The organism is Nocardioides alkalitolerans (genome assembly GCA_038184435.1).
GTDB lineage: Bacteria > Actinomycetota > Actinomycetes > Propionibacteriales > Nocardioidaceae > Nocardioides > Nocardioides alkalitolerans_A.
The window spans coordinates 390572-410985 of record CP116227.1 but is presented as its reverse complement, the minus strand read 5'-3'; the positions used below and the strand labels follow the sequence as shown (position 1 = coordinate 410985).

Sequence of the window (20414 nt, the reverse complement as noted above, 5' to 3'; positions counted from 1 at the left end):
CACCGTCGTTCGTGACCCTTTCCACGGAGACCCCCAAGCCGAGGCCCAGGCCCGCCCGCGCGAACTGTGCAGCTGGAGACCCATCCACCCCATCGGGCACGCACCAACGTCCCAGTTCTGGGCTCGGGACTCGGCGCTCGGCGCTCGGGGCACAGCGCGCGAGGGCGACTGCGCTGGGCTGGGCTGGCCCACCTCATCCGAACCGATCGCGGACGCGGACGCGGCCTAGGCTCAACCCCGCCCCACCGCGGCCACGCGAGATGTGCGGATGGGACAGGTTCGGCTCCATGACGGACGCACCAACGTCCCAGTTCCGGGCGCCACGGCGATCCCGCCCCGGTCGACACCCGTGCTGGGCCCCGATCCGCCGACTCCGGCCCGTCCCTCGACGTGTGCCGCTAGAACGGCGACCGGCGCGGACGCGCGCCGTACCAGCGGGTCAGGAGACGGAGACCTGGGCGCCGGAGCCCTCGACAGGCTCCATGCTCTCCGCGATCCGCATGGCCTCCTCGATGAGGGTCTCCACGATCTGGCTCTCGGGCACGGTCTTGATGACCTCGCCCTTGACGAAGATCTGGCCCTTGCCGTTGCCCGAGGCGACGCCGAGGTCGGCCTCCCGGGCCTCGCCGGGCCCGTTGACGACGCAGCCCATGACGGCGACGCGGAGCGGTACCTCGAGGCCGTCGAGGCCCGCGGTGACCTGCTCGGCCAACGTGTAGACGTCCACCTGCGCGCGGCCGCAGCTCGGGCAGGAGACGATCTCGAGCCGGCGGGGGCGCAGGTTGAGCGACTCGAGGATCTGCAGGCCCACCTTGACCTCCTCCACCGGCGGGGCGGAGAGGGAGACGCGGATCGTGTCGCCGATGCCCTGGCTGAGCAGGGCACCGAAGGCGGTCGCCGACTTGATGGTGCCCTGGAAGGCCGGGCCGGCCTCGGTCACACCGAGGTGCAGGGGCCAGTCGCCGGCCTCGGCGAGCAGCTCGTAGGCGCGCACCATGACGACCGGGTCGTTGTGCTTGACCGAGATCTTGAAGTCGCGGAAGCCGTGCTCCTCGAAGAGCGAGGCCTCCCAGACGGCCGACTCCACGAGGGCCTCGGGAGTCGCCTTGCCGTACTTCTCCAGCAGGCGCTTGTCGAGCGAGCCCGCGTTGACGCCGATCCGGATGGACGTGCCGTGGTCGGTGGCCGCCTGCGCGATCTCCTTGACCTGGTCGTCGAACTTCCGGATGTTGCCGGGGTTGACGCGCACGGCGGCACAGCCGGCCTCGATGGCGGCGAAGACGTACTTCGGCTGGAAGTGGATGTCGGCGATGACGGGGATCTGCGACTTCCGCGCGATCGCCGGCAGTGCGTCGGCGTCGTCCTGGCTCGGGCACGCGACGCGCACGATGTCGCAGCCCGAGGCGGTCAGCTCGGCGATCTGCTGGAGGGTCGCGTTGACGTCGGACGTCAGCGTCGTCGTCATCGACTGCACCGAGATCGGGTGGTCGCTGCCGACGCCGACGGAACCGACCTTGATCTGACGGGTGGTGCGGCGCGGGCTGAGCACCGGCGGCGGGGCTTCGGGCATGCCGAGGGCGACAGAGCTCATGGCTCGATGCTACGCGGCACTCCCCCACCCCACCGACTCGGCAAGGTGCTGTGGGCCGCGCTCACGAGTACGGGCTGAGCGGCACCACGAGGTCGCCGACGATGAGCACGATGCCCATGACGAGGATGGCGGACCCGACGACGTACGCCACCGGCAGGAGCCGGGCCACGTCGACGTACCCGGGGTCGGGGCGACGCCGCAGGCGGGCGAGCCGGCGACGGACGCCCTCGTACGCCGCGCCCGCGATGTGGCCGCCGTCGAGCGGCAGCAGCGGGATGAAGTTGAACATGCCGATGAAGAAGTTGAAGCCGGCGATGAGCAGGAGCAGGAAGACGACCTTCTCCTGCACCGGGAACTGCTCCAGCGCCGTGGTCTCGCCGGCGATCCGGCCGCCGCCCACGATCGAGACGGGGCTCTCCGGGTCGCGCTCCTGGAGACCGACGATGGCCTTGCCGACCCCGAAGACCTTCGCCGGCAGCTGCACGAGCGCCTCGACGGTGCGCACCGCCATCGTGCCCATCTGGTCCACCGTGTAGAGCGGCCCGCCGGTCCCGAGCTCGGTGGTCGGCGTCACGCCGAGGAAGCCGACCTCCGTGGTCGCCGCCGGGTCCGCGTCCTCGTCGTTGCTGGGGCGCGCCGTGACGGTGGTGTTCGTCGTCAGCGTCAGCTCGCGGCCGTCGCGCTCGACGACGATCTGCGCCTGCCCGTCGGAGTTGCCGCGGATGAGGTCCTGCATCTGGCGCCAGTCGCGGATCCGGGTGCCGTTGAAGGCGACGATCTCGTCGCCGGGCTGGAGCCCGGCGGCCACGGCCGGCGTGACCGGGTCGTCCGCCGTGCACTCGCGACCGGACTCGGCGTAGGGCACGACGCACTGCGAGATCGCCCCCACCGTCGTGGTGGTGCGCACGTCGTCGGGGTTGCCGTACGTCGCGAAGACGCCCGCGAAGATGCCGAAGGCGATCGCGATGTTGACGGTCGGGCCGGCCGCCATCACGACGATCTTCTTCCAGGGCGGCATCTTGTAGAAGAGCCGGTCGGCGTCCTCCGGACCGATGGTCTCCCACTCGGCGGCCCGCGCGTCGCTCACGAGCTGCGTGAACATGCCGGTGTTGGACTTGCGGACCCGGTAGACGGGCTCGCCGCCGGGGTCCACCCCGGCCTGCTCCGCGAGGTCGTCGGCGCCGGGCGGCAGCATCCCCACGATCTTGACGTAGCCGCCGAGCGGGATCGCCTTGACGCCGTACTCCGTCTCGCCGACCTGCTTGCTCCAGACCGTCGGGCCGAAGCCGACGAAGTACTGCGTCACCTTCCCGCCGAACGCCTTCGCCGGGATCATGTGGCCGAGCTCGTGCAGGGCGATCGAGACCAGGATCGCCACCACGAAGACGACGACACCGAGGGTGTACAGCAGGGCGGCGGTCATGACGGTCCTTCGGTGTGCGGAGCGGGTCGTGCGGGTCTGCTAGGCCGAGGCCGTCCCGAGCAGGGACCGGGCGGTCTCGCGAGCCCAGGCATCGGCGTCCAGGACGGCGTCGACGGTGAGCGGCTCGATCGAGGGTACGTCGTGCCGCCCCAGAACGTTGGCCACCGTCGGCACGATGTCGACGAACGGCAGGCGACCGGCCAGGAACTCCTCGACGCACACCTCGTTGGCGGCGTTGTAGACGGCCGGGGCGGTCGACCCCGCCGTGCCGGCCCGGCGGGCCAGGTCGACCGCGGGGAAGGCCTCGTCGTCGAGCGGGTGGAACTCCCAGGTCTCGGGCCGCGACCAGTCGACGGCCGGCGCCGCGTCGGGGACGCGGTCGGGCCAGCTGAGCCCCAGGGCGATGGGGATCATCATGGTCGGCGGGCTCGCCTGCACGAGGGTCGAGCCATCGACGAACTCCACCATCGAGTGCACGACGCTCGTCGGGTGCACGACCACGTCGATGCGCTCGAACGGCAGGCCGAAGAGCAGGTGCGCCTCGATCACCTCGAGCCCCTTGTTGACGAGGGTGGCCGAGTTGACGGTGATGACCGGCCCCATCGCCCACGTCGGGTGCTGCAGCGCCTCGGCGGGTGTGACGTCCGCCAGCTCTGCCCGCGAGCGGCCACGGAACGGCCCGCCCGAGGCGGTCAGCACGAGCCGCCGCACCTCCTCGGCGCGTCCGCCGCGCAGGCACTGGGCGACCGCGGAGTGCTCCGAGTCGACGGGCACGATCTGACCGGGCGCGGCCGCCCCCACCACGAGCGGACCGCCGATGATGAGCGACTCCTTGTTGGCCAGCGCGAGCGTGGACCCGGCCTCGAGCGCCGCGAGGGTCGGGCGCAGGCCCACCGCGCCGGTGATCGCGTTGAGCACGACATCGGCCTCGAGCCCGGCCGCCTCGACGGAGGCCTCCTCCCCCAGCCCGGAGTACGCCGGCGCGAACTCCGCGACCTGCTGCTCGAACAGCTCCGGGTTGGATCCCCCGGCCGTCAGTCCCACGACCCGGTAGCGGTCCGGGTGGCGACGGGCCAGCTCGAGCGCCTGGGTGCCGACCGATCCGGTGGATCCGAGCACGACCACGTCACGGCGGCGCGGGGCGGAACCGTCCCCCGTGCGGGGTGCGGACGGCGAGGACGAGGTCGTCGAGGTCACGGGCGGAGTCTGGCAGGCCGCCCGCGGCACGTGACCTCCGGCGCCGGGGATCGTTGACATCCTCAAGCAGATCTCCACGAATCTTCAAGGAATCTGCAAGCATGGCACGGGGCGGACGGACGCACTGGGGCGCGTCCGTCCGCACCGCCTCCTGATCGGACCGTGGATCGACCGCCCGTGGGTCCGTCCCGGCTTCGGTCTCCCGGCAGACTGGCGACGATCCAGACCCGACCGGAGGAGGCCCCTCTTGATCTTCATCACCGCCGTGTTCGACGTCCTGCCCGAGCACGCCGACGACTGGCCCGAGATCTCCCGCGAGTTCACCGAGGCCTGCAACGCCGAGCCCGGCTGCAAGTGGTTCTTCTGGTCGCGCTCGGTGACCGACCCCCACCAGTACGTGCTCGTCGAGGCCTTCGACGACGGCGACGCCGGCGCGGCCCACGTGCAGTCCGACCACTTCAAGGCGGCGCAGGAGAAGCTCCCGCGCTACCTCGCGTCGACTCCGCGGATCGTGAGCCAGGACGTCGACGCCGACGGCTGGTCCGAGCTCGGCGAGATGGCCGTCGACCGGGGCTGATCCGGCCTGCTCCGGGTGGTCCCTGACGTTTTCGACCGTTGAAACGATCCAGGACGACCGAAACGTCAGGGACTACCGCCGGACCCGCGTCAGCGCCCCAGCGTGACGGGGCGCCCGGCGAGCAGCCCGCCGAGCCGTCGACCGACCTGGGTGCCCACCTCGGGCACCTCGCGGTGCAGGACGGCGCGGTTTCCGACGACGTACGCGCACGCCTCGGCGGCCGCCTCGTGGGCGTCGGCCGCAGGCCCGTCGGCCTTTTCGGCACGGGTTGCGGGCGCCGGGTCGGTGCGGCCGGCCCGCAGCGCCAGCTCCCAGGCGACCTCGGTCTCCGGGTCCTGCGGCTCGGGTCCCCGGTAGAGCACGGCCGCCGGGCGGTGCACGTGGCCGGGCCACGGCGCCGCCGACACGACCAGGTGGGGGCGGTGCCGCACGGCGAGGGTCGCCGCCGACGGGAGGTGCGCGGCCGGAGCCACCTCGGGCGCCACCGCCGCGTGCACCCGGTCCACCAGCACGGGGACCGCCCGCAGGCGCAGGACGGCGAGGAAGGCCAGCAGCTCGTCGTACTCGTCCTGCAGCGCCACCAGGACCGACGCCCCGGGCGTCACGCCGAGCGCCCGCATCGCACCCGCGAGGGCGCCCACCTCCTCCAGCACCGTCGCGAAGTCGAGCTCGCGGTCGGGGGTGGCGACGGCCGGCGCCTCGGCGTGGCCGCGGATGACGTGGAGGTCGAGGGCGTCGAAGGCGAGGTTCGTCACCCTCCCGAGCCTAGTGGCGGCTCAGGCCGCGCGGGCCGCCCGCACGGCGCGGCGGTCCGCGAGCACCTCGCGGTAGTGCCGGACGAGCAGTGCGTTCACGGCCGCCCAGGACCGTCCCTCGACACTGCGGCGCGCGGCCAGCGCGGCGCGGCGGCGCAGGGGCGCGTTCTCGTGGAGCATCCGCACGTAGGTCGCCATCGCGGCCCCGTTGCCCGGCTCGTAGAGGTAGCCGGCGGTGCCGTCGTCGACGACGTCGATCGGTCCACCGGCCCGCGGCGCGACGACCGGCACCCCCGAGGCCAGCGCCTCCTGCGCGGCCTGGCAGTACGTCTCGTGGCGACCGGTGTGCACGAAGACGTCGAGGCTGGCGTACGCCGCGGCGAGCTCCGCGCCGTGCAGCACGCCGAGGAACGCGGCTCCGGGCAGCAGCGTCCGCAGGCGCTCCTCCTCCGGGCCGCCGCCCACGATGACCACGCGCACACCGGCGAGACGGTCGACGTGGGTGAGGAGCTCCAGCTCCTTCTCCGGCGCGAGGCGACCGACGTAGCCGACCAGCAGCTCGCCGTCCGGCGCGAGCCGGCGGCGCAGCTCGTCGTCGCGACACGCGGGGTCGAACTGCGTGAGGTCGACCCCGCGTGGCCAGCGGCCCAGACCGGGCACCTCCATCTGCTCGAGCTGACGGAGGCTGGCGGTCGAGGGGGCGAGCGTCCGGTCGACGCTCGTGTGGATGCGGCGCGTGAGGTAGGACATCGCGCGCGTGCCGCCCGCAATGCCGTAGCGGTCCGCGAACCCGACGAGGTCCGTCTGGTAGATCGCGACCGTGGGGATGCCGAGGTCGGCCGCGGCCCGCGCCGCCTGGTAGCCGAGCGTCGCGGGCGAGGCGATGTGCACGACGTCCGGGCGGAAGCGCTCCATCGCGGCCCGCAGCCGACGCTGGCTCTCCAGGCCGATGCGGAAGTCGCGATAGAACGGCAGGTGCGCGCCGCGGCAGGTCGTGACGGGGAACCCCGCGTACGTCGCGGGCCCGGTCGGCGCGACCAGCTCCGCCTCGTGCCCCTCGGCCGCGAGGTGCTCCAGCACCCGGCGCACGGAGTTCGTCACCCCGTTCACCTGCGGCAGGAACGACTCGCTGACGACCAGCACCCGCAGGCGGTCGCCGCGGCGCGGGAGGTGCGTGACGGTGCTGGGGCTCGAACGGTGCAGCCGCATGCGGCGGTCCTCCTCCGTCGGTGCACAGTCGTCGTCGCTGTGCGCTCACTGACGGGTCGGACGCTAGGAGCGGGCCGGAACGGTGGGGGGCGGTGCCGGTGGACGCCAGTTGAACCGGGCGGGAACCTCCACGGGACGCCGCTGCCTCCGCGTCATGCGGCGTTCACCTGGGCGGGAACGACAGCGCGGTGGATCGCTGAGCAGGCGGGTGCTCAGCGATCCACCGCGCTGGTGAACCGGAGGTCGGGCGGACTACTCCGCGGCGGCGAGCTGGCCGCAGGCGGCGTCGATGTCGTCGCCGCGGGTGTCGCGGATCGTCGTGCTGATGCCCTTGGCCTCGAGCCGGCGCACGAACTCGGCGGTGTCGGCGTCCCGCGACCGCGTGAAGCGCGATCCGGGCACCTCGTTGAGCGGGATCAGGTTGACGTGCACCCAGCCCCAGTCGCCGCGCGCGTTGAGCACGTCGGCGAGGAGGTCCGCCCGCCACGCCTGGTCGTTGACGTCGCGCATCATCGCGTACTCGACCGACACGCGACGCTTGGTGCGACGCGCGAACTCCCAGGCGGCGTCCACGGTCTCCGCCACGGAGTAGCGGGTGTTGATCGGCACGATGTCGTTGCGCAGCTCGTCGTCGGGGGCGTGCAGGCTGAGCGCGAGCGTGACCGGCACGCCCTCCTCCGCCAGCTGCAGGATGCGCGGCACGAGGCCCACGGTCGAGACCGTGACGTTGCGGGCCGAGAGACCGAGGCCTGCCGGCGCCGGGTCGGTGAGCCGGTGCACGGCGGCCACGACCGCCTTGTAGTTGGCCAGCGGCTCGCCCATCCCCATGAAGACGACGTTGGAGAGGCGGCCGGGACCGCCGGCGATCTCACCGCGCGCCATGGCCCGCGCGCCGTCGACGACCTGGTCGACGATCTCCGCCGCGCTCATGTTGCGCTGCAGGCCGCCCTGGCCGGTGGCGCAGAAGGGGCACGCCATGCCGCAGCCGGCCTGGCTCGACACGCAGATGGTGGCCCGCTGGGGGTAGCGCATCAGCACCGACTCCACGAGCGCCCCGTCGAAGAGCCGCCAGAGCGTCTTGCGGGTGGTGCCCTTGTCGGCCTCCATCGTGCGCACCGGCGTCAGCAGGCGCGGGAACAGCGCCGCCGCCAGCTCCTCGCGCTGGGCCGCCGGCAGGTCCGTCATCTCGGCCGGGTCGGAGGTCAGGCGCCCGAAGTAGTGGTGCGAGAGCTGCTTGGCCCGGAAACCCGGCAGGCCGGACTCCTCGAGCAGCGCCTTGCGCCCGGCCTCGTCGAGGTCGGCCAGGTGGCGCGGCGGCTTCGCGCGCCCCCGCGGGGCCTCCATGACGAGGGGCAGGGAGGTGCGCTGGGGCTCGGGCGTGGGGGTGTTCTCGGACATCGCCCCCCGATCATCCCACCGCGGCCACGCCTGCGCCGAAACGTGAGCGGCCCGCGGCAGGCTCGCGGGGTCAGCCGGCGCGGACCAGCAGGTACAGCACGACGATCGCGGTGGCCGCCACCACGACCCCGGTGAGGGCGAGCCCGAGCACCATGTAGAGCCCGAACCGCCGCGTGCGCGGCACCGCCACGAGGATCGCGGGCACCGCCAGGAGCAGCAGCACGAACGGCGTCAGCTCCGCCGAGGTCTCCGCGTCGAACAGCCAGTCCGTGGCGCTGAAGTAGAGGACCGGCGCGAAGAGCATGCAGACCAGACCGACGTAGAACCCACTGAGCGCGACCTTCGTCGACCCCGGATCGTCGTCCTCGTCGGGGTCCTCCAGATCCTGTGACCGCTCGGGCTCGGGCTCGGGCTCCGGCTCGGGCTCCGGTACGACGCGGGCCACCGGCACCTCGACCGTCGGAGGCGCGACGGGCTCCGGCGCAGGCCCCGGCTGGGGCTCGGGCTCGGGCGGTACGTCGCGGACCGGCTCGAGCGCCCCGGTGGCGGTCAGCACCTCCTCCGCGACGGGTTCGGGTGGAGCCACGGGCTCGGGCGGAGCCACGGGCTCAGGATCACGGGCCGCGACCGGCGTCGCCGACGGAGCCGACGACGGAGCCGACGACGGAGCCGACGACGGGGTCCCGACCGGGGCTGCCGCGCCGACCGTCACGACCTCGCGTCCGCGGCGGGCACGCTCCGCGGCGTACGCCGCTCCGGCGCCGGCCACGGCGACCGCCACCCACTTGGCTCGCACGGTGCGGCCCCCTCTCGTCGGCGCTCACCCTAGTGGCGGCGCGAGCGGCGGGCGCACGGCGCGCCGGGGGTCAGAACACCAGGTAGTGCAGGAGCAGCCACGTCGGGGCGACGGTGGCGAGGAGCGAGTCGAGCCGGTCCATGAGGCCGCCGTGGCCGGGGATGACCTGGCTCATGTCCTTGATGCCGAGGTCACGCTTGATGACGGACTCGCACAGGTCGCCCAGCGTCGCCATGACGACCGTGATGAGGCCGAGGCAGATGCCGACCCACCAGTCGCCGTCGAGGAGGTACGCGACGAGGAGCCAGCCGACGACCACACAGGCGACGGCGGAGCCCGCGAAGCCCTCCCACGACTTCTTCGGGGAGATCACGGGGGCCATCGGGTGCTTGCCGAAGAGCACCCCCGCGACGTACCCCCCGATGTCGGAGGCGATCGTCACCAGCACGAAGACGATGACGCCACGCACCCCGTCGTCGTAGCCCTCGAAGCCGGTCGCACCGCCCTCGGCGAGCAGCAGCGCGACGAAGGAACCGAGGAACGGGATGTAGATGAGGGCGAAGATCGCGGCCGACGCGTTGCGCACGTAGCCGTCCACGCCTCGGTGGAGCAGCCACAGCATGATCGCCAGACCGGTTACCGCCGTGGCGGTGACGAGCGCCGGGGGGCCAAAGAAGTAGGCCACGACGACCATGACGACGCCGCCCACCATCAGCGGCTGCTCGGGGAGGTCGATGTCCTTCGCCGCGAAGCCCTGGTGCAGCTCCCACACGGCGACCACGACGGCGACCGCCACGATCACCATGAAGGCCGTCTTGTAGAACGCCAGGGACGCGGCGATCGCCCCCAGGAGCACCACCGCGGACGCGACCGCGGCGGGCAGGTTGCGGCCTGCCCGGCCGTGGTCCTTCACGGGGGGTGCTGCCGGGGCGCCGGTGTCGGGGGGAGTCACGCTCACGCTGTAGTTCCGGGCTGCTCAGACCTCGAGCAGCTCGGACTCCTTCGACTTGAGCATCTCGTCGATCGCGTCGACGTGCTTCTTGGTGAGACCGTCGAGGCGCTTTTCGGCACCGGTGACGTCGTCCTTGCCGACCTCGCCGTCCTTCTCGAGGCGCTCGAGGTTCTGCTTGGCGGTGCGGCGCAGGTTGCGCACGGCGACGCGGCCCTCCTCGGCCTTCGTGCGGGCGACCTTGATGAACTCCTTGCGGCGCTCCTCGGTCAGCTCGGGGAAGACGCAGCGCAGCACCTTGCCGTCGTTGGACGGGTTGACGCCCAGGTCGGAGTCGCGGATCGCCTTCTCGATGCCGTTCATCGCGCCCACGTCGTAGGGCGAGATGAGGATGACGCGGGCCTCGGGGGCGGTGAACGACGCGAGCTGCTGCAACGGCGTCGGGGAGCCGTAGTAGTCGACGACGATCTTGCTGAACATGCTCGGGTGGGCACGGCCGGCGCGGATGGCGGCGAACTCCTCGCGGGTCGCCTCGACCGACTTGTCCATCTTGCCGTCGGCCTCGTTCAGGACCTCGTTGATCACTGCTAGCTCCTCATCATCTGCATCATCTGCGCGCGTCGCGCGTCGGGCTGACGCCCAGCGACTCTGGTCTACGTTCGGTACCCGCCGCAACCGGGCCGTGGCCGGTCAGGGCGGACTCAGCTCAGCTCTCGGCGCTGACGAGCGTCCCGATCTTCTCACCCTGCACGACGCGCAGGATGTTGCCCTGCGGCTGCATGCCGAAGACGACCATCGGCAGCTTGTTCTCGCCGCAGAGGGCGAAGGCCGTCTGGTCCATGATCCGCAGGCCCTGGCTGATCGCCTCGTCGTAGGTCACCGTGTCGAGCTTGACCGCGTCGGGGTGGAGGCGCGGGTCGGCCGAGTAGACGCCATCCACGCCGTTCTTGGCCACGAGCACGGCGTCGCACTTGTTCTCGAGCGCGCGCTGCACGGCCACGGTGTCGGTGGAGAAGAACGGCATGCCCATGCCCGCGCCGAAGATGACGACGCGGCCCTTCTCCATGTGGCGGATCGCGCGGCGCGGGATGTAGGGCTCCGCGACCTGGCCCATCGTGATCGCGGTCTGCACCCGCGTGTCGACGCCGAGCTTCTCGAGGAAGTCCTGGAGAGCCAGGCAGTTCATGACGATGCCGAGCATGCCCATGTAGTCGGCGCGCGAGCGGTCCATGCCCCGCTGCTGCAGCTCGGCCCCGCGGAAGAAGTTGCCGCCACCCGTGACGACGGCGACCTGCACGCCGGCCTCGACGACCGACGCGATCTCGGCGGCGATCTCCTGCACGACGTCGGGATCGACGCCGACGCTCCCTCCTCCGAAGACCTCACCGGAGAGCTTGAGGAGGACGCGGCGGTATGCGGGCACGGGGTTCCTTTCGGTACGGCGCTGCGGCGGGTGGGCGTGAGCGGCTCGGTCAGGCGGTGGCTGCACTCGCGACGACGCGGTCGGCGTCGGTGCGGTCGGCGTCGGTCCGGGGGTGGTCCGGGCACGACGAAGGCCGGCCCGCGTGACGGCGTGGTGCACTCGTCATGCGGACCGGCCTCCTCGTGTGGCGATGGATCACGAGGACCACCGCCGGGGTCTGTGCTGCCGGTGGACAGCGGGCCACACCTTACTGGCCCGCGTGCCCGGAGGGGACGCCTCGGATCAGGCGCCGGCCTCGAAGCGCGCGAAGCGCGTCACCGTCGTGCCGGCGGCGTCGAGGATCTGCTTCACCGACTTCTTGTTCTCCGTCACCGAGGGCTGCTCGAGGAGCACGACGTCCTTGAAGAAGGCGTTGAGGCGACCCTCGGCGATCTTCGCGGCGACCTGCTCGGGCTTGCCCTCCTCCTGGGCCTGCGCCTGGGCGATCTCGCGCTCCTTCTCGACGACGTCCGCGGGGACCTCGTCACGCGTGAGGAACTGCGGACGCATCGCGGCGGCCTGCATGGCGGCGCCGCGGGCGGCCTCGGCGTCGCCCGAGTACTCGACGATGACGCCCACGGCGGGCGGCAGGTCGGCCGAGCGGCGGTGGAGGTAGACGACGGTGTCGCCCTCGAACACGGCGACCTGGCCGAGCTCGATCTTCTCGCCGATCTTGACCGCGAGGCCCTCGACGAGCGAACCGACGGTGCCGTCGCCGAGCGGGACGGCCTTGAGCGCCTCGGCGTCGGCCGGCTTGGCCTGCGCGGCGGCATCCGCGATCTGCTGGGCGGCGGCGACGAAGTCCTCGCTCTTGGCGACGAAGTCGGTCTCGCTCTTGAGCTCGATGAGGGCGTTGCCCGACGCGGCGACGAGGCCGGCGGAGGTCTCGCGCTCGGCGCCGCGCGCGGCGGCCTTGGCGGCGCCCTTGACGCGGAGGAGCTCGACGGCCTTGTCGAAGTCGCCGTCGGTCTCGGTCAGTGCCTTCTTGCAGTCCATCATGCCCGCGGCGGTGAGCTCGCGGAGCTTCTTGACGTCAGCGGCAGAGAAGCTGGCCATGGTGTCTTCTTCCTCTGGCTTCGGGGGTGGGGGGTGGCGCTACGTCGCGCCGGGCCCGCGGAACGCGTCCACGAGCCCGGCGCGACGTCGGTGCTGGTCAGGTCGAGCTGAGGCTCAGGCCTCGGCGGGAGCCTCGGTCGACTCGGCCGGAGCGGCCTCGGTCTTGACGGCCTCGACAGCGGCGTCGGCCTGGGCGGCCTCGGACGCGGCACCCGTGGCCTCGGCGGCCGGGGTGTCGCCCGCCTCGCCACCGGTCGCGGCGACGGCAGCCTGCTCGGCGTCGCCCGTCAGGAGCTCGCGCTCCCAGGCGGCCAGGGGCTCCTCGGCGGTCGCGCCGGCCTTGCCACCCGAACGCTCGATGAGGCCCTCGGCGACGGCGTCGGCGACGACGCGCGTCAGCAGACCGACGGCGCGGATCGCGTCGTCGTTGCCCGGGATCGGGAAGTCGACCTCGTCGGGGTCGCAGTTGGAGTCGAGGATGCCGATGATCGGGATGCGCAGCTTGCGCGCCTCCTCGACCGCCAGGTGCTCCTTGTTGGTGTCGACGATCCACACGGCGGAGGGCGTGCGGCTCATCTCGCGGATGCCGCCCAGCGTCTTGTCGAGCTTGTCCCGCTCGCGCTTGAGCTGCAGCAGCTCCTTCTTGGTGCGGCCCGAGCCGGCGACGTTCTCGAAGTCGAGCTCGTCGAGCTCCTTGAGGCGGTTGATCCGCTGGTGCACCGTCTGGAAGTTGGTGAGCATGCCACCGAGCCAGCGCTGGTTCACGTAGGGCTGGCCGACGCGCGTGGCCTGCTCCGCGATGGCCTCCTGCGCCTGCTTCTTCGTGCCGACGAAGAGGATCGTGCCGCCCTTGGCGACCGTCTCCTTGACGAACGCGTAGGAGCGGTCGATGTAGGCCAGCGACTGCTGGAGGTCGATGATGTAGATGCCGTTGCGGTCCGTGAGGATGAACCGCTTCATCTTCGGGTTCCAGCGACGGGTCTGGTGTCCGAAGTGGACGCCGCTCTCGAGGAGCTGGCGCATGGTCACGACTGCCATGGTGTTCTTCTCTTCTCCCGGAGGCGCACCCGTTGCGTCCGCCCTTGGCACGACGCGGACGTCGTGAGGCGCGGACCGGGAGCGGAGCTCCTGATCGTTCCCAGTTGTCACGACCGGCGGTTGCCGGTCGTCCTGGTGCTCGCACGCGACCGGACCCGGTGGACACCGGGACTGAAGGTCGCGCCCCCGGGCGGTCACCCTGCACCGCCGGAGCGGTGCGGGGTGTCGCGGTCAGCGAGCACGCGTAGTCAACCCGCACAGCGGGCTGCGGCCGCCAGCCTAGACCCGTGCCGCCGTCGTACGCCAATCGTCCACAGCCCGCCCCCGGCACCCGCTCGTCCACAGGCCGCGCCGGCACCGTCCCGCACGCGGTGCCGGAGCACCACGCTTCCTGTATGTCCCGTCGCCGTCGTGCCCTCCTGCCCGCCCTCGCCCTCGCCGGCCTGCTGCTGCACGGCGGCGCCGCGCACGCGGCGGACGATCCCGTCGGCGGGTGGCCGCTGCGCCCCGAGCCGAGCGTGGTGACGCGCTTCGACCCGCCGACGAACCCGTACGGCGCGGGCCACCGCGGCGTCGACCTCCTGGGCACCGCGGGCCAGTCCGTCCACGCCGCCCTGCCCGGGACGGTGACGTTCGCCGGGCGGATCGCCGGGCGGGGCGTCGTCGTGGTGGGCCACGGGGCGACCCGCACGACCTACGAGCCCGTCGCCGCCTCCGTCTCCGTCGCGGACACGGTGGCGGGCGGTGCCCCGATCGGCACGCTGGAACCGGCCGGGTCCCACTGCGCGCCCCGCGCGTGCCTGCACTGGGGATGGCTGGAGGGCGAGCAGTACCTCGACCCCCTCCGCCTCGTCGGCGACGGACCCGTGCGCCTCGTGCCGCTGGACGGGCTGGACGTCTCCCGCGCGGCGCGGCCCGCTCCCCCCTCGCCGCCGCCCGTGGTGCGTCCGCACGAGGCCGACGCGCGCAGTGGGACGGCGCGGGTCGGGACGGCGCGGGTCGGGACGGCGCGGGTTGGGACGGCCCACGCCGGGCTGCGGGCCGTCTGAGGGTCGGTCTCGGCGGGCGCTGTCGCAGCCCCCGCCGGCCCGCGGGGACGTCATGCGAAGCGGCGCCCCCCACCGGCGAGTTGCATGACGTCCCACGCGCAGCGCGACCCCGACCGGACCGCCCCTCGCGGACGTCATGCGAAGCGGCGGCCCCCACCAGCGGAACGCATGACGTCCCGGGAGGGGCGGGGACGACCGTGCGGCGGAACACGACGAAGGGGCACGAACGACGCCCGGATCGCGCTCCGGCTCGTCGTTCGTGCCCCTTCCTGCGTCGGCTTCGGCCTCAGCGGGCTCAGCCCGTGTCACTCCCCGGCCGCGGCGCCAGGCGCCATCCCGCGCCGCTCTGCTCGACGAACCCGTCGGCGTCGAGCTCGGCGATGTCGCGCTGTGCGTCGTCCGCGGTCACGCCGGCCGCGCGGGCGATCGAGGCCACCGTGGCGCCGCGGTGCACCGGGACCGCGTCGAGCACCTGCTGCTGCCGCCCCGTCAGGCGGTCGCGGGGCCGGGCCGGCCCGCGGGGTACGGCGAGGAGGTGCTCGCCCGACGCGCCGACGGCCTCGAGGACCTCGGCGCCGCCGGTCACCAGCAGCGCCGCACGCGACCGGATGAGCTCGTGCACGCCCTGCGAGAGCCCGCTCGTGACCGGCCCCGGGACGCCCATGACGACCCGGCCGACGGACTCCGCCCAGCTGGCGGTGTTGAGCGCACCGCTGCGCAGGGCGGCCTCGACGACGACCGTGCCCTGGCACAGCGCCGCGATGAGGCGGTTGCGGGCCAGGAAGCGGATCCGGGTCGGGGCGTTGCCGGGAGCGGCCTCGGACACGATCGCGCCGTGGTCGGCGATGAGGTCGAGGAGCGCGGCGTGCGCGGCCGGGTAGGCCTTGTCGACACCGCTCGCCAGCACCGCGATCGTCGCGCCCCCGGTGGCGAGAGCGCCCCGGTGCGCGGCCTGGTCGACGCCGAAGGCGGCACCCGACACGACGCACAGGCCGGCTGCGCCGACGTCGGTGGCGATGTCGTGGGCGGCGCGCCCGCCGTACGTGGTCGCGGCCCGCGAGCCGACGATCGCGACCGACCGGCTCACCTGGTCGAGCCGGAGCGGTCCCCGCACCCACAGGCCGACCGGGACCTCGCCGCGCCGGTGCAGCGGCGGGAGGTCGGCGAGGTCGTCGAGCGCGGTCGGCCACTCGTCGTCCCCCGGCACCACGAAGCGGGCCCCCTGGCGCATCGCCAGCTCCAGACGTCGCCCGGGCTCGACCCCGTCGACCCGTGCCGCCACCCCGGACAGGGCGCGGTCGACCCGCCGCGGGTTCCGGTGCACGTCGCGCACGGCCTCGTACACGGCCTCCGCGCCGACGCGGCGCACCATCTCCAGCAGACGCACGTCGCCCGGCTCGCCGATGTGGCTGAGGGCGACGCGAGCGAACCGCTCGCCGTCGTCGACGCTCATCCGGCACGCTCCACCAGCGCGGCGGGCAGGGGGTCGCCGAGCCGCAGCGCCAGGGCGACCTCGACGTCGCGGAGCCCGGGCTCGGACGAGCCCGCGAGGTCCGCGACCGTCCAGGCGAGGCGGTGCACCCGCGTGGCGCCCCGCCGCGTCAGCAGCCCGTCGTCGACGTGCTGCTCCACCAGCTGCGCGCTCTTCTCCTCCAGGGGCCACGCCGCTCGGAGCGCCGCACCCGGCGCGTGCCCGTTGAGGCGCCAGCTGGCGCCCGCGTACCGCTTCGCCTGCCGCTGCCGCGCCGCCGTCACCCGGGCGCGGGCGTCGGCGCTGGTGGTCACCGGGACGGGCGACGACCCGCTCCCCCGTGGCGGTGGACGCACGTCACGCAGGATGTCCACGCGGTCGGCCACCGGACCCTCGAGCTTCTCCTGGTAGGTCCGCAGCTTCACGGACGGGCAGGTGCAGGCACCCGTGCCCGAGTCGCGCTCGCCGCACGGGCACGGATTGGCGGCCAGGACCACCAGCGCGCGTGCCGGGAAGGTCGCGGTCTCCTCGCCCCGCGCGATCGTCACCTCGCCGCTCTCCAGGGGTTCCCGCAGCCCCTGCACCACGGTGCTGGAGAACAGGGGGAACTCGTCGAGGAACAGCACACCGCTGTGGGCGCGGCTCACCGCACCCGGGCGGGCACGTCCGCTGCCGCCACCGAGGATGCTGGCCTGGCTCGCCCCGTGGTGCGGTGCCAGGTAGGGCGGACGACGGATCAGCGTGGTGGCCGCCGGCCCGCCGGCCAGGGAGTGGATCGCGGTCAGCTCGAGCGCCTCCTCGTGGTCGAGGTCCGGAAGGATCGAGGGGATGCGCTCGGCCAGCGTGGTCTTGCCCGAGCCCTTCGGGCCCCGCAGCAGCAGGTGGTGACCGCCCGCGGCGGCGACCTCCGCGGCGTACACGGCCTCACCGATCCCCACGAGGTCGGCGAGGTCGCCCTCCTCGAGACGCTCCTGACCCCGCCACGACAGCAGCCGGCTCCCCGACTCCGCCGCGACCGGCGGCGCCTCGGGCACCTCGAGGCCGCGGAGCTCGGCGACGACCTGGGCCAGCGAGCGCATGCCGAAGACCGCGACATCGGGCACCAGCGCGGCCTCCGCGGCCTGCGGCTCGGGCACGAAGACGCGTCGGATGCCGTGGCTCGCCGCGGCCAGCACCATGGGCAGCACCCCGGGCACCGGGCGCAGGGCGCCGGCGAGGGTCAGCTCGCCGAGGAACAGCGCGTCGTCGGTCGGGATCGGCGCATCCTTGCGGGGATCGACCGCGGCCGCCAGCACGGCGACGGCGATGGCGAGGTCGAAGTGCGTGCCCCGTTTCGGCAGGTCGGCGGGCGACAGCAGGATCGTCGTGCGGCGCGTGGTCGGCCAGGCGAAGCCCGAGTTGGACACCGCCATGCGGCAGCGGTCGCGGGCCTCGCTGATCGCCGCGTCGGGACGGCCCACCATGATCGTGGCGACCATGCCGGGCGAGACGTCGACCTGGACGTCGATGAGGTGACCGGTGGCGCCCTGCAGCGCGATGGTGCGGGAGGTGGCGACCGCCATCAGGCGGCCCGGTGGTGAGGAGTCATGCGTCGATCCTCGGAGCGCGTGCGCTGCCGCGGGGCCGGGCTGACGGCCGCTGTGGAGAACCCCCTGCGGGGCATCGGCTGGGGACGGGGAGCGGGCCGCGCTACCCGATGCCGGCGACGTGCTCGACCTCGGGCGGTCCCGTGCGCGGGCACAGCACGCCGACCATGTCGATGCGCACGTGCTCGACCCGCAGCCGGCGCTCGGTGACCCACCGGGCACCCAGCCGACGGAGGCGCGCGAGCTTGGCGGGCGTCACCGCCTCGAACGGCGACCCGTAGGCGACCGAGGTCCGCGTCTTCACCTCGCACACGACGAGGACGTCGCCGTCCCGCAGCACCAGGTCGAGCTCGCCGGCCTCGCAGTGCCAGTTGCGGTCGAGCAGCACCATGCCGCCGGCGACGAGGTGGCGCGCGGCGAGCTCCTCGCCGTGGGCACCGAGGGCAAGGCGGCGACGGGTCACCGCACCACCGTGGGCCGTTGGGGCGTAAGCCGCCAGCAGGACCCGGGCGCCTGTGGACAGGCGCGTCTCAGATCGACGCTGGGGACGGCGCCCGGGCCTTCACTGCCGCAGACGAGGAGCCCGGCAGGTCGGTTCCCGGACCGCGAAGACATCGGCTCCGCCCAGCTGTACGCCGAGGAGCTCGGCCAACGGCAGCACGAGAGCGTTCTGGAGCGTTGTCACGAGGGGCGCCAGCACGGATCCGGTCAGCGACGAGAGGACGGGATTGACGACCGAGCTGAACAACGGCGCCGTGTCGAGCACGCGTTGCGTGCGGTACTGCGCCCCGATGCCGAGCAAGCCGGGGTCCCAGTACCGCAGGTCGAGGGTGGTCGCCGACGTGACCGAGACCGACGGCACCGTGAGCAGCACACCCGAGCCCGATCCCTGCGGCACCTCGTAGCTGCCCGGGAGCCGCAGGTCGAGGGTCTTGTCGAACCCGCCGGCCGTCGCGTGACCGGCGATCGACACCGGGGCGTCGAGCTCGAGCGTCGGCGGCCGCAGCAGGCTGCCGAGCCCCAGCAGGTTCAGGATCGGTGTGATGAGCGCGTCGCCCAGCGGCACCCCGATCGACGCCCGCAACCGGGTGGATGCAGTGAGACTGATGGCTCCGACGAGTGCCGACTTCACCCGCACCCGCACGAGGTCCGGCCCGGTCGGGTTGCACTGCACACCGAGCAGCGTCGCCACTGCCTTCCCCAGGTCGATCGACAGACTGAGGTCCGTCGCCTCCATGCTCACGCTGGATCCCAGGGCACTGATCGTGCGAGCCCCCACCCGCGCCGTGAGGTCGAGCCGCACCTGGGCGGTCTCCGCGGAGTCGTTGACACCGAGGCATGCGCCCTGTGTCGGCTCGACGATCGTCAGCTTGGTCGACGTGACCACCGCACCCGGCAGCCCGATGCCGAGGTTGGGCACGTTCACAGTGCGCCCGTCGTTGACCAGGTACGCCGCGCCCGTGATCAGGTCGAGCACATTGAGGCTGGCAGCCAGCGCGGCCTGCGGCGTGCCCCGCACGCCGAGCAGCTCCGCCACCGAGATCGTCGGCGTCGGCACCGCCGCGGCGAGGGCCCGCAGGACAGTTGCCTGGACCCCCTTGCCCTGACGGTCCAGCACCGTGGCGGAGGCGACGAACAGGTCGGCGACCCGCACCGCGGGCAGCTCGAGCAGCTCGTCGACGGTGCCGACCCCGAGACCCGGGACGTCCACGAGGTCGAGCAACGACACGTTGGCCCCGGCCAGCCCCTGGTAGGAGACCGCGCTGAGGTTGACGGCGCTGCCGAACAGCGCGCTGAGGAGGGGGTTCAACAGGGCGCTCTGCGCCGTGTCCAACGAGGCGAGGAACGAACCGACGCGGATGCACGCCGACTGGTCGGACGTCGAGACCGCGCTGCGCGTCACGCCGCCCCGACCGCCGGTGAACAGGTAGCCCACCGAGCCGACCGCCGTCACCTTCACCGCCGTCGCCGTCACGCTCCCGCCGATCGACTCGAACGAGCCCGTGGCACCCAGCCGGCCCAGCTCGTAGGAGTAGTCGTCCGGCTCCGCGCCGAGCCCGTCGTCGTTGCGGTCGATGCTCGCCTCGAAGGCGCGGTCGAGCGCAGCGGTCGAGTACGCGCTCTTGGCCCGCCCGTCGAGCTCCCGGGCCATGTCGAGGGACACCAGGTCGGCGATGGCCTGCGCGTCACGCCGGGCGACGCGCTGCATCCCGAGGTCGACGGCGAAGGCGGTGATGATGAGGAGCACCGCCAGGCTCGCCGCGACGAACAGGGCGACCGCACCGCGTTCGTCCCGCGACGTACGCCCCGACGGGCCGACCAGCAGGCGCCGCAGCATCAGCTCGTCCTCGCCGAGGCGGAGTAGCTGAGGGTGTCGGGCATGACCGCGCCGACGAGCGGCAGCGGGATGAGCGGGTGGCCGTCGTAGTCGTAGGAGAGGCTGACCTGGAAGCAGCTCGTGCCGGTGGCGCACCCCGTGGGTGCCGGGTCGAACGTGCAGGTCATGCCCGCGTCGGAGCACGAGACGCCGTAGGCCCGCAGGGCCTCCTCGACCGCCGCACGGGCGTTGCTCTCGCGCTTGCTCGCGTCGACGGACACCGCCGCGGCGCGCGCACCCTCGGCTGCGGCCTGGCTCATCGAGCCACGGAAGCTCAGCATGTAGCCGTACGCGATGATGCCGAAGAGCAGCAGGAGCAGGATCGGCAGCACGAGCGCGAACTCGACGGCGGCCGCGCCTCGCTCGTCCCGCGTCGCGTGCCGCGCCCGGAGCCGGGCCACCAGAGCCGCTACCACCATCGCCGTACCTCGACCTGATCCCGGGGACGCAGTTGTCCCCTCCCGCAGGTCAGGCTAGGAC

General features: G+C 73.1%; 19 protein-coding genes. 2 read left to right on the top strand and 17 right to left on the bottom strand.

What is annotated here, in order from left to right; genetic code table 11:
* Positions 1-439: 439 nt before the first annotated feature.
* From ispG to PIR53_01985, 3 genes are all read right to left on the bottom strand, one after another.
* Positions 440-1591, bottom strand: coding sequence for a flavodoxin-dependent (E)-4-hydroxy-3-methylbut-2-enyl-diphosphate synthase (gene ispG / locus PIR53_01995; protein ID WZH52777.1), 1152 nt, complete (start codon positions 1589-1591; stop codon positions 440-442).
* 61 nt (positions 1592-1652) lie between these two features.
* Positions 1653-3014, bottom strand: coding sequence for a site-2 protease family protein (locus tag PIR53_01990; GenBank protein WZH52776.1), 1362 nt, complete (start codon positions 3012-3014; stop codon positions 1653-1655).
* A gap of 39 nt (positions 3015-3053) precedes the next feature.
* Positions 3054-4139, bottom strand: a complete 1086-nt coding sequence (locus PIR53_01985; protein ID WZH54386.1) for a 1-deoxy-D-xylulose-5-phosphate reductoisomerase — start codon at positions 4137-4139, stop codon at positions 3054-3056.
* Between the two features lie 319 nt (positions 4140-4458).
* Here PIR53_01985 and PIR53_01980 point away from each other — a divergent pair, with 319 nt between their 5' ends.
* Positions 4459-4788 (top strand): putative quinol monooxygenase, encoded by a 330-nt coding sequence (locus PIR53_01980; protein ID WZH52775.1) that lies wholly within the window; start codon positions 4459-4461, stop codon positions 4786-4788.
* A gap of 89 nt (positions 4789-4877) precedes the next feature.
* Here PIR53_01980 and PIR53_01975 read toward each other — a convergent pair whose 3' ends face one another.
* From PIR53_01975 to rpsB, 9 genes are all read right to left on the bottom strand, one after another.
* Positions 4878-5543 carry an AMP-binding protein gene (locus PIR53_01975; protein WZH52774.1) on the bottom strand — a complete coding sequence of 222 codons (666 nt, stop codon included), beginning with the start codon at positions 5541-5543 and terminating at the stop codon, positions 4878-4880.
* Between the two features lie 21 nt (positions 5544-5564).
* Positions 5565-6752 carry a glycosyltransferase family 1 protein gene (locus PIR53_01970; protein WZH52773.1) on the bottom strand — a complete coding sequence of 396 codons (1188 nt, stop codon included), beginning with the start codon at positions 6750-6752 and terminating at the stop codon, positions 5565-5567.
* A gap of 252 nt (positions 6753-7004) precedes the next feature.
* On the bottom strand, positions 7005-8150 hold the full coding sequence (gene rlmN, locus PIR53_01965) for a 23S rRNA (adenine(2503)-C(2))-methyltransferase RlmN (GenBank protein WZH52772.1): 1146 nt from the start codon (positions 8148-8150) through the stop codon (positions 7005-7007).
* 70 nt (positions 8151-8220) lie between these two features.
* Positions 8221-8946 carry a hypothetical protein gene (locus tag PIR53_01960; GenBank protein WZH52771.1) on the bottom strand — a complete coding sequence of 242 codons (726 nt, stop codon included), beginning with the start codon at positions 8944-8946 and terminating at the stop codon, positions 8221-8223.
* Between the two features lie 70 nt (positions 8947-9016).
* Positions 9017-9898 carry a phosphatidate cytidylyltransferase gene (locus PIR53_01955; protein WZH52770.1) on the bottom strand — a complete coding sequence of 294 codons (882 nt, stop codon included), beginning with the start codon at positions 9896-9898 and terminating at the stop codon, positions 9017-9019.
* Positions 9899-9922: 24 nt separating this feature from the next.
* Positions 9923-10477: a ribosome recycling factor gene (gene frr, locus PIR53_01950; protein ID WZH54385.1), complete on the bottom strand. Its 555-nt coding sequence runs from the start codon at positions 10475-10477 to the stop codon at positions 9923-9925.
* Positions 10478-10601: 124 nt separating this feature from the next.
* Entirely contained in the window at positions 10602-11318 is a 717-nt protein-coding gene (gene pyrH, locus PIR53_01945; GenBank protein WZH52769.1) for a UMP kinase, read from the bottom strand.
* A gap of 282 nt (positions 11319-11600) precedes the next feature.
* Complete coding sequence (gene tsf, locus PIR53_01940) at positions 11601-12413, bottom strand: translation elongation factor Ts (GenBank protein WZH52768.1); 813 nt, start codon at positions 12411-12413, stop codon at positions 11601-11603.
* Between the two features lie 114 nt (positions 12414-12527).
* Positions 12528-13451: a 30S ribosomal protein S2 gene (gene rpsB / locus PIR53_01935; GenBank protein WZH52767.1), complete on the bottom strand. Its 924-nt coding sequence runs from the start codon at positions 13449-13451 to the stop codon at positions 12528-12530.
* Between the two features lie 395 nt (positions 13452-13846).
* Between rpsB and PIR53_01930 the strand changes: the two genes are divergently transcribed.
* A complete protein-coding gene (locus PIR53_01930) occupies positions 13847-14500 on the top strand; it encodes a M23 family metallopeptidase (protein WZH52766.1) in 654 nt (217 codons plus the stop codon).
* Positions 14501-14795: 295 nt separating this feature from the next.
* Here PIR53_01930 and dprA read toward each other — a convergent pair whose 3' ends face one another.
* From dprA to PIR53_01905, 5 genes are all read right to left on the bottom strand, one after another.
* Positions 14796-15953: a DNA-processing protein DprA gene (gene dprA / locus PIR53_01925; GenBank protein WZH52765.1), complete on the bottom strand. Its 1158-nt coding sequence runs from the start codon at positions 15951-15953 to the stop codon at positions 14796-14798.
* Positions 15950-17533: a YifB family Mg chelatase-like AAA ATPase gene (locus tag PIR53_01920; GenBank protein WZH52764.1), complete on the bottom strand. Its 1584-nt coding sequence runs from the start codon at positions 17531-17533 to the stop codon at positions 15950-15952. Before PIR53_01920 ends, dprA begins: the two co-directional genes overlap by 4 nt.
* A 127-nt stretch (positions 17534-17660) precedes the next feature.
* Positions 17661-18020 (bottom strand): YraN family protein, encoded by a 360-nt coding sequence (locus PIR53_01915; GenBank protein ID WZH52763.1) that lies wholly within the window; start codon positions 18018-18020, stop codon positions 17661-17663.
* A 99-nt stretch (positions 18021-18119) separates the two neighbouring features.
* Complete coding sequence (locus PIR53_01910; GenBank protein WZH52762.1) at positions 18120-19895, bottom strand: pilus assembly protein TadG-related protein; 1776 nt, start codon at positions 19893-19895, stop codon at positions 18120-18122.
* Positions 19895-20353: a TadE/TadG family type IV pilus assembly protein gene (locus tag PIR53_01905; GenBank protein ID WZH52761.1), complete on the bottom strand. Its 459-nt coding sequence runs from the start codon at positions 20351-20353 to the stop codon at positions 19895-19897. Before PIR53_01905 ends, PIR53_01910 begins: the two co-directional genes overlap by 1 nt.
* Positions 20354-20414: the final 61 nt, after the last annotated feature.

Excerpts from the sequence above, each read along its gene's own strand:
- ispG (WZH52777.1), bottom strand. The coding sequence starts at position 1,591 with ATGAGCTCTGTCGCCCTCGGCATGCCCGAAGCCCCGCCGCCGGTGCTC.
- PIR53_01990 (WZH52776.1), bottom strand. The coding sequence starts at position 3,014 with ATGACCGCCGCCCTGCTGTACACCCTCGGTGTCGTCGTCTTCGTGGTG.
- PIR53_01970 (WZH52773.1), bottom strand. The coding sequence starts at position 6,752 with ATGCGGCTGCACCGTTCGAGCCCCAGCACCGTCACGCACCTCCCGCGC.
- rlmN (WZH52772.1), bottom strand. The coding sequence starts at position 8,150 with ATGTCCGAGAACACCCCCACGCCCGAGCCCCAGCGCACCTCCCTGCCC.
- tsf (WZH52768.1), bottom strand. The coding sequence starts at position 12,413 with ATGGCCAGCTTCTCTGCCGCTGACGTCAAGAAGCTCCGCGAGCTCACC.
- rpsB (WZH52767.1), bottom strand. The coding sequence starts at position 13,451 with ATGGCAGTCGTGACCATGCGCCAGCTCCTCGAGAGCGGCGTCCACTTC.
- PIR53_01930 (WZH52766.1), top strand. The coding sequence starts at position 13,847 with ATGTCCCGTCGCCGTCGTGCCCTCCTGCCCGCCCTCGCCCTCGCCGGC.
- dprA (WZH52765.1), bottom strand. The coding sequence starts at position 15,953 with ATGAGCGTCGACGACGGCGAGCGGTTCGCTCGCGTCGCCCTCAGCCAC.
- PIR53_01920 (WZH52764.1), bottom strand. The coding sequence starts at position 17,533 with ATGGCGGTCGCCACCTCCCGCACCATCGCGCTGCAGGGCGCCACCGGT.
- PIR53_01910 (WZH52762.1), bottom strand. The coding sequence starts at position 19,895 with ATGCTGCGGCGCCTGCTGGTCGGCCCGTCGGGGCGTACGTCGCGGGAC.
- PIR53_01905 (WZH52761.1), bottom strand. The coding sequence starts at position 20,353 with ATGGTGGTAGCGGCTCTGGTGGCCCGGCTCCGGGCGCGGCACGCGACG.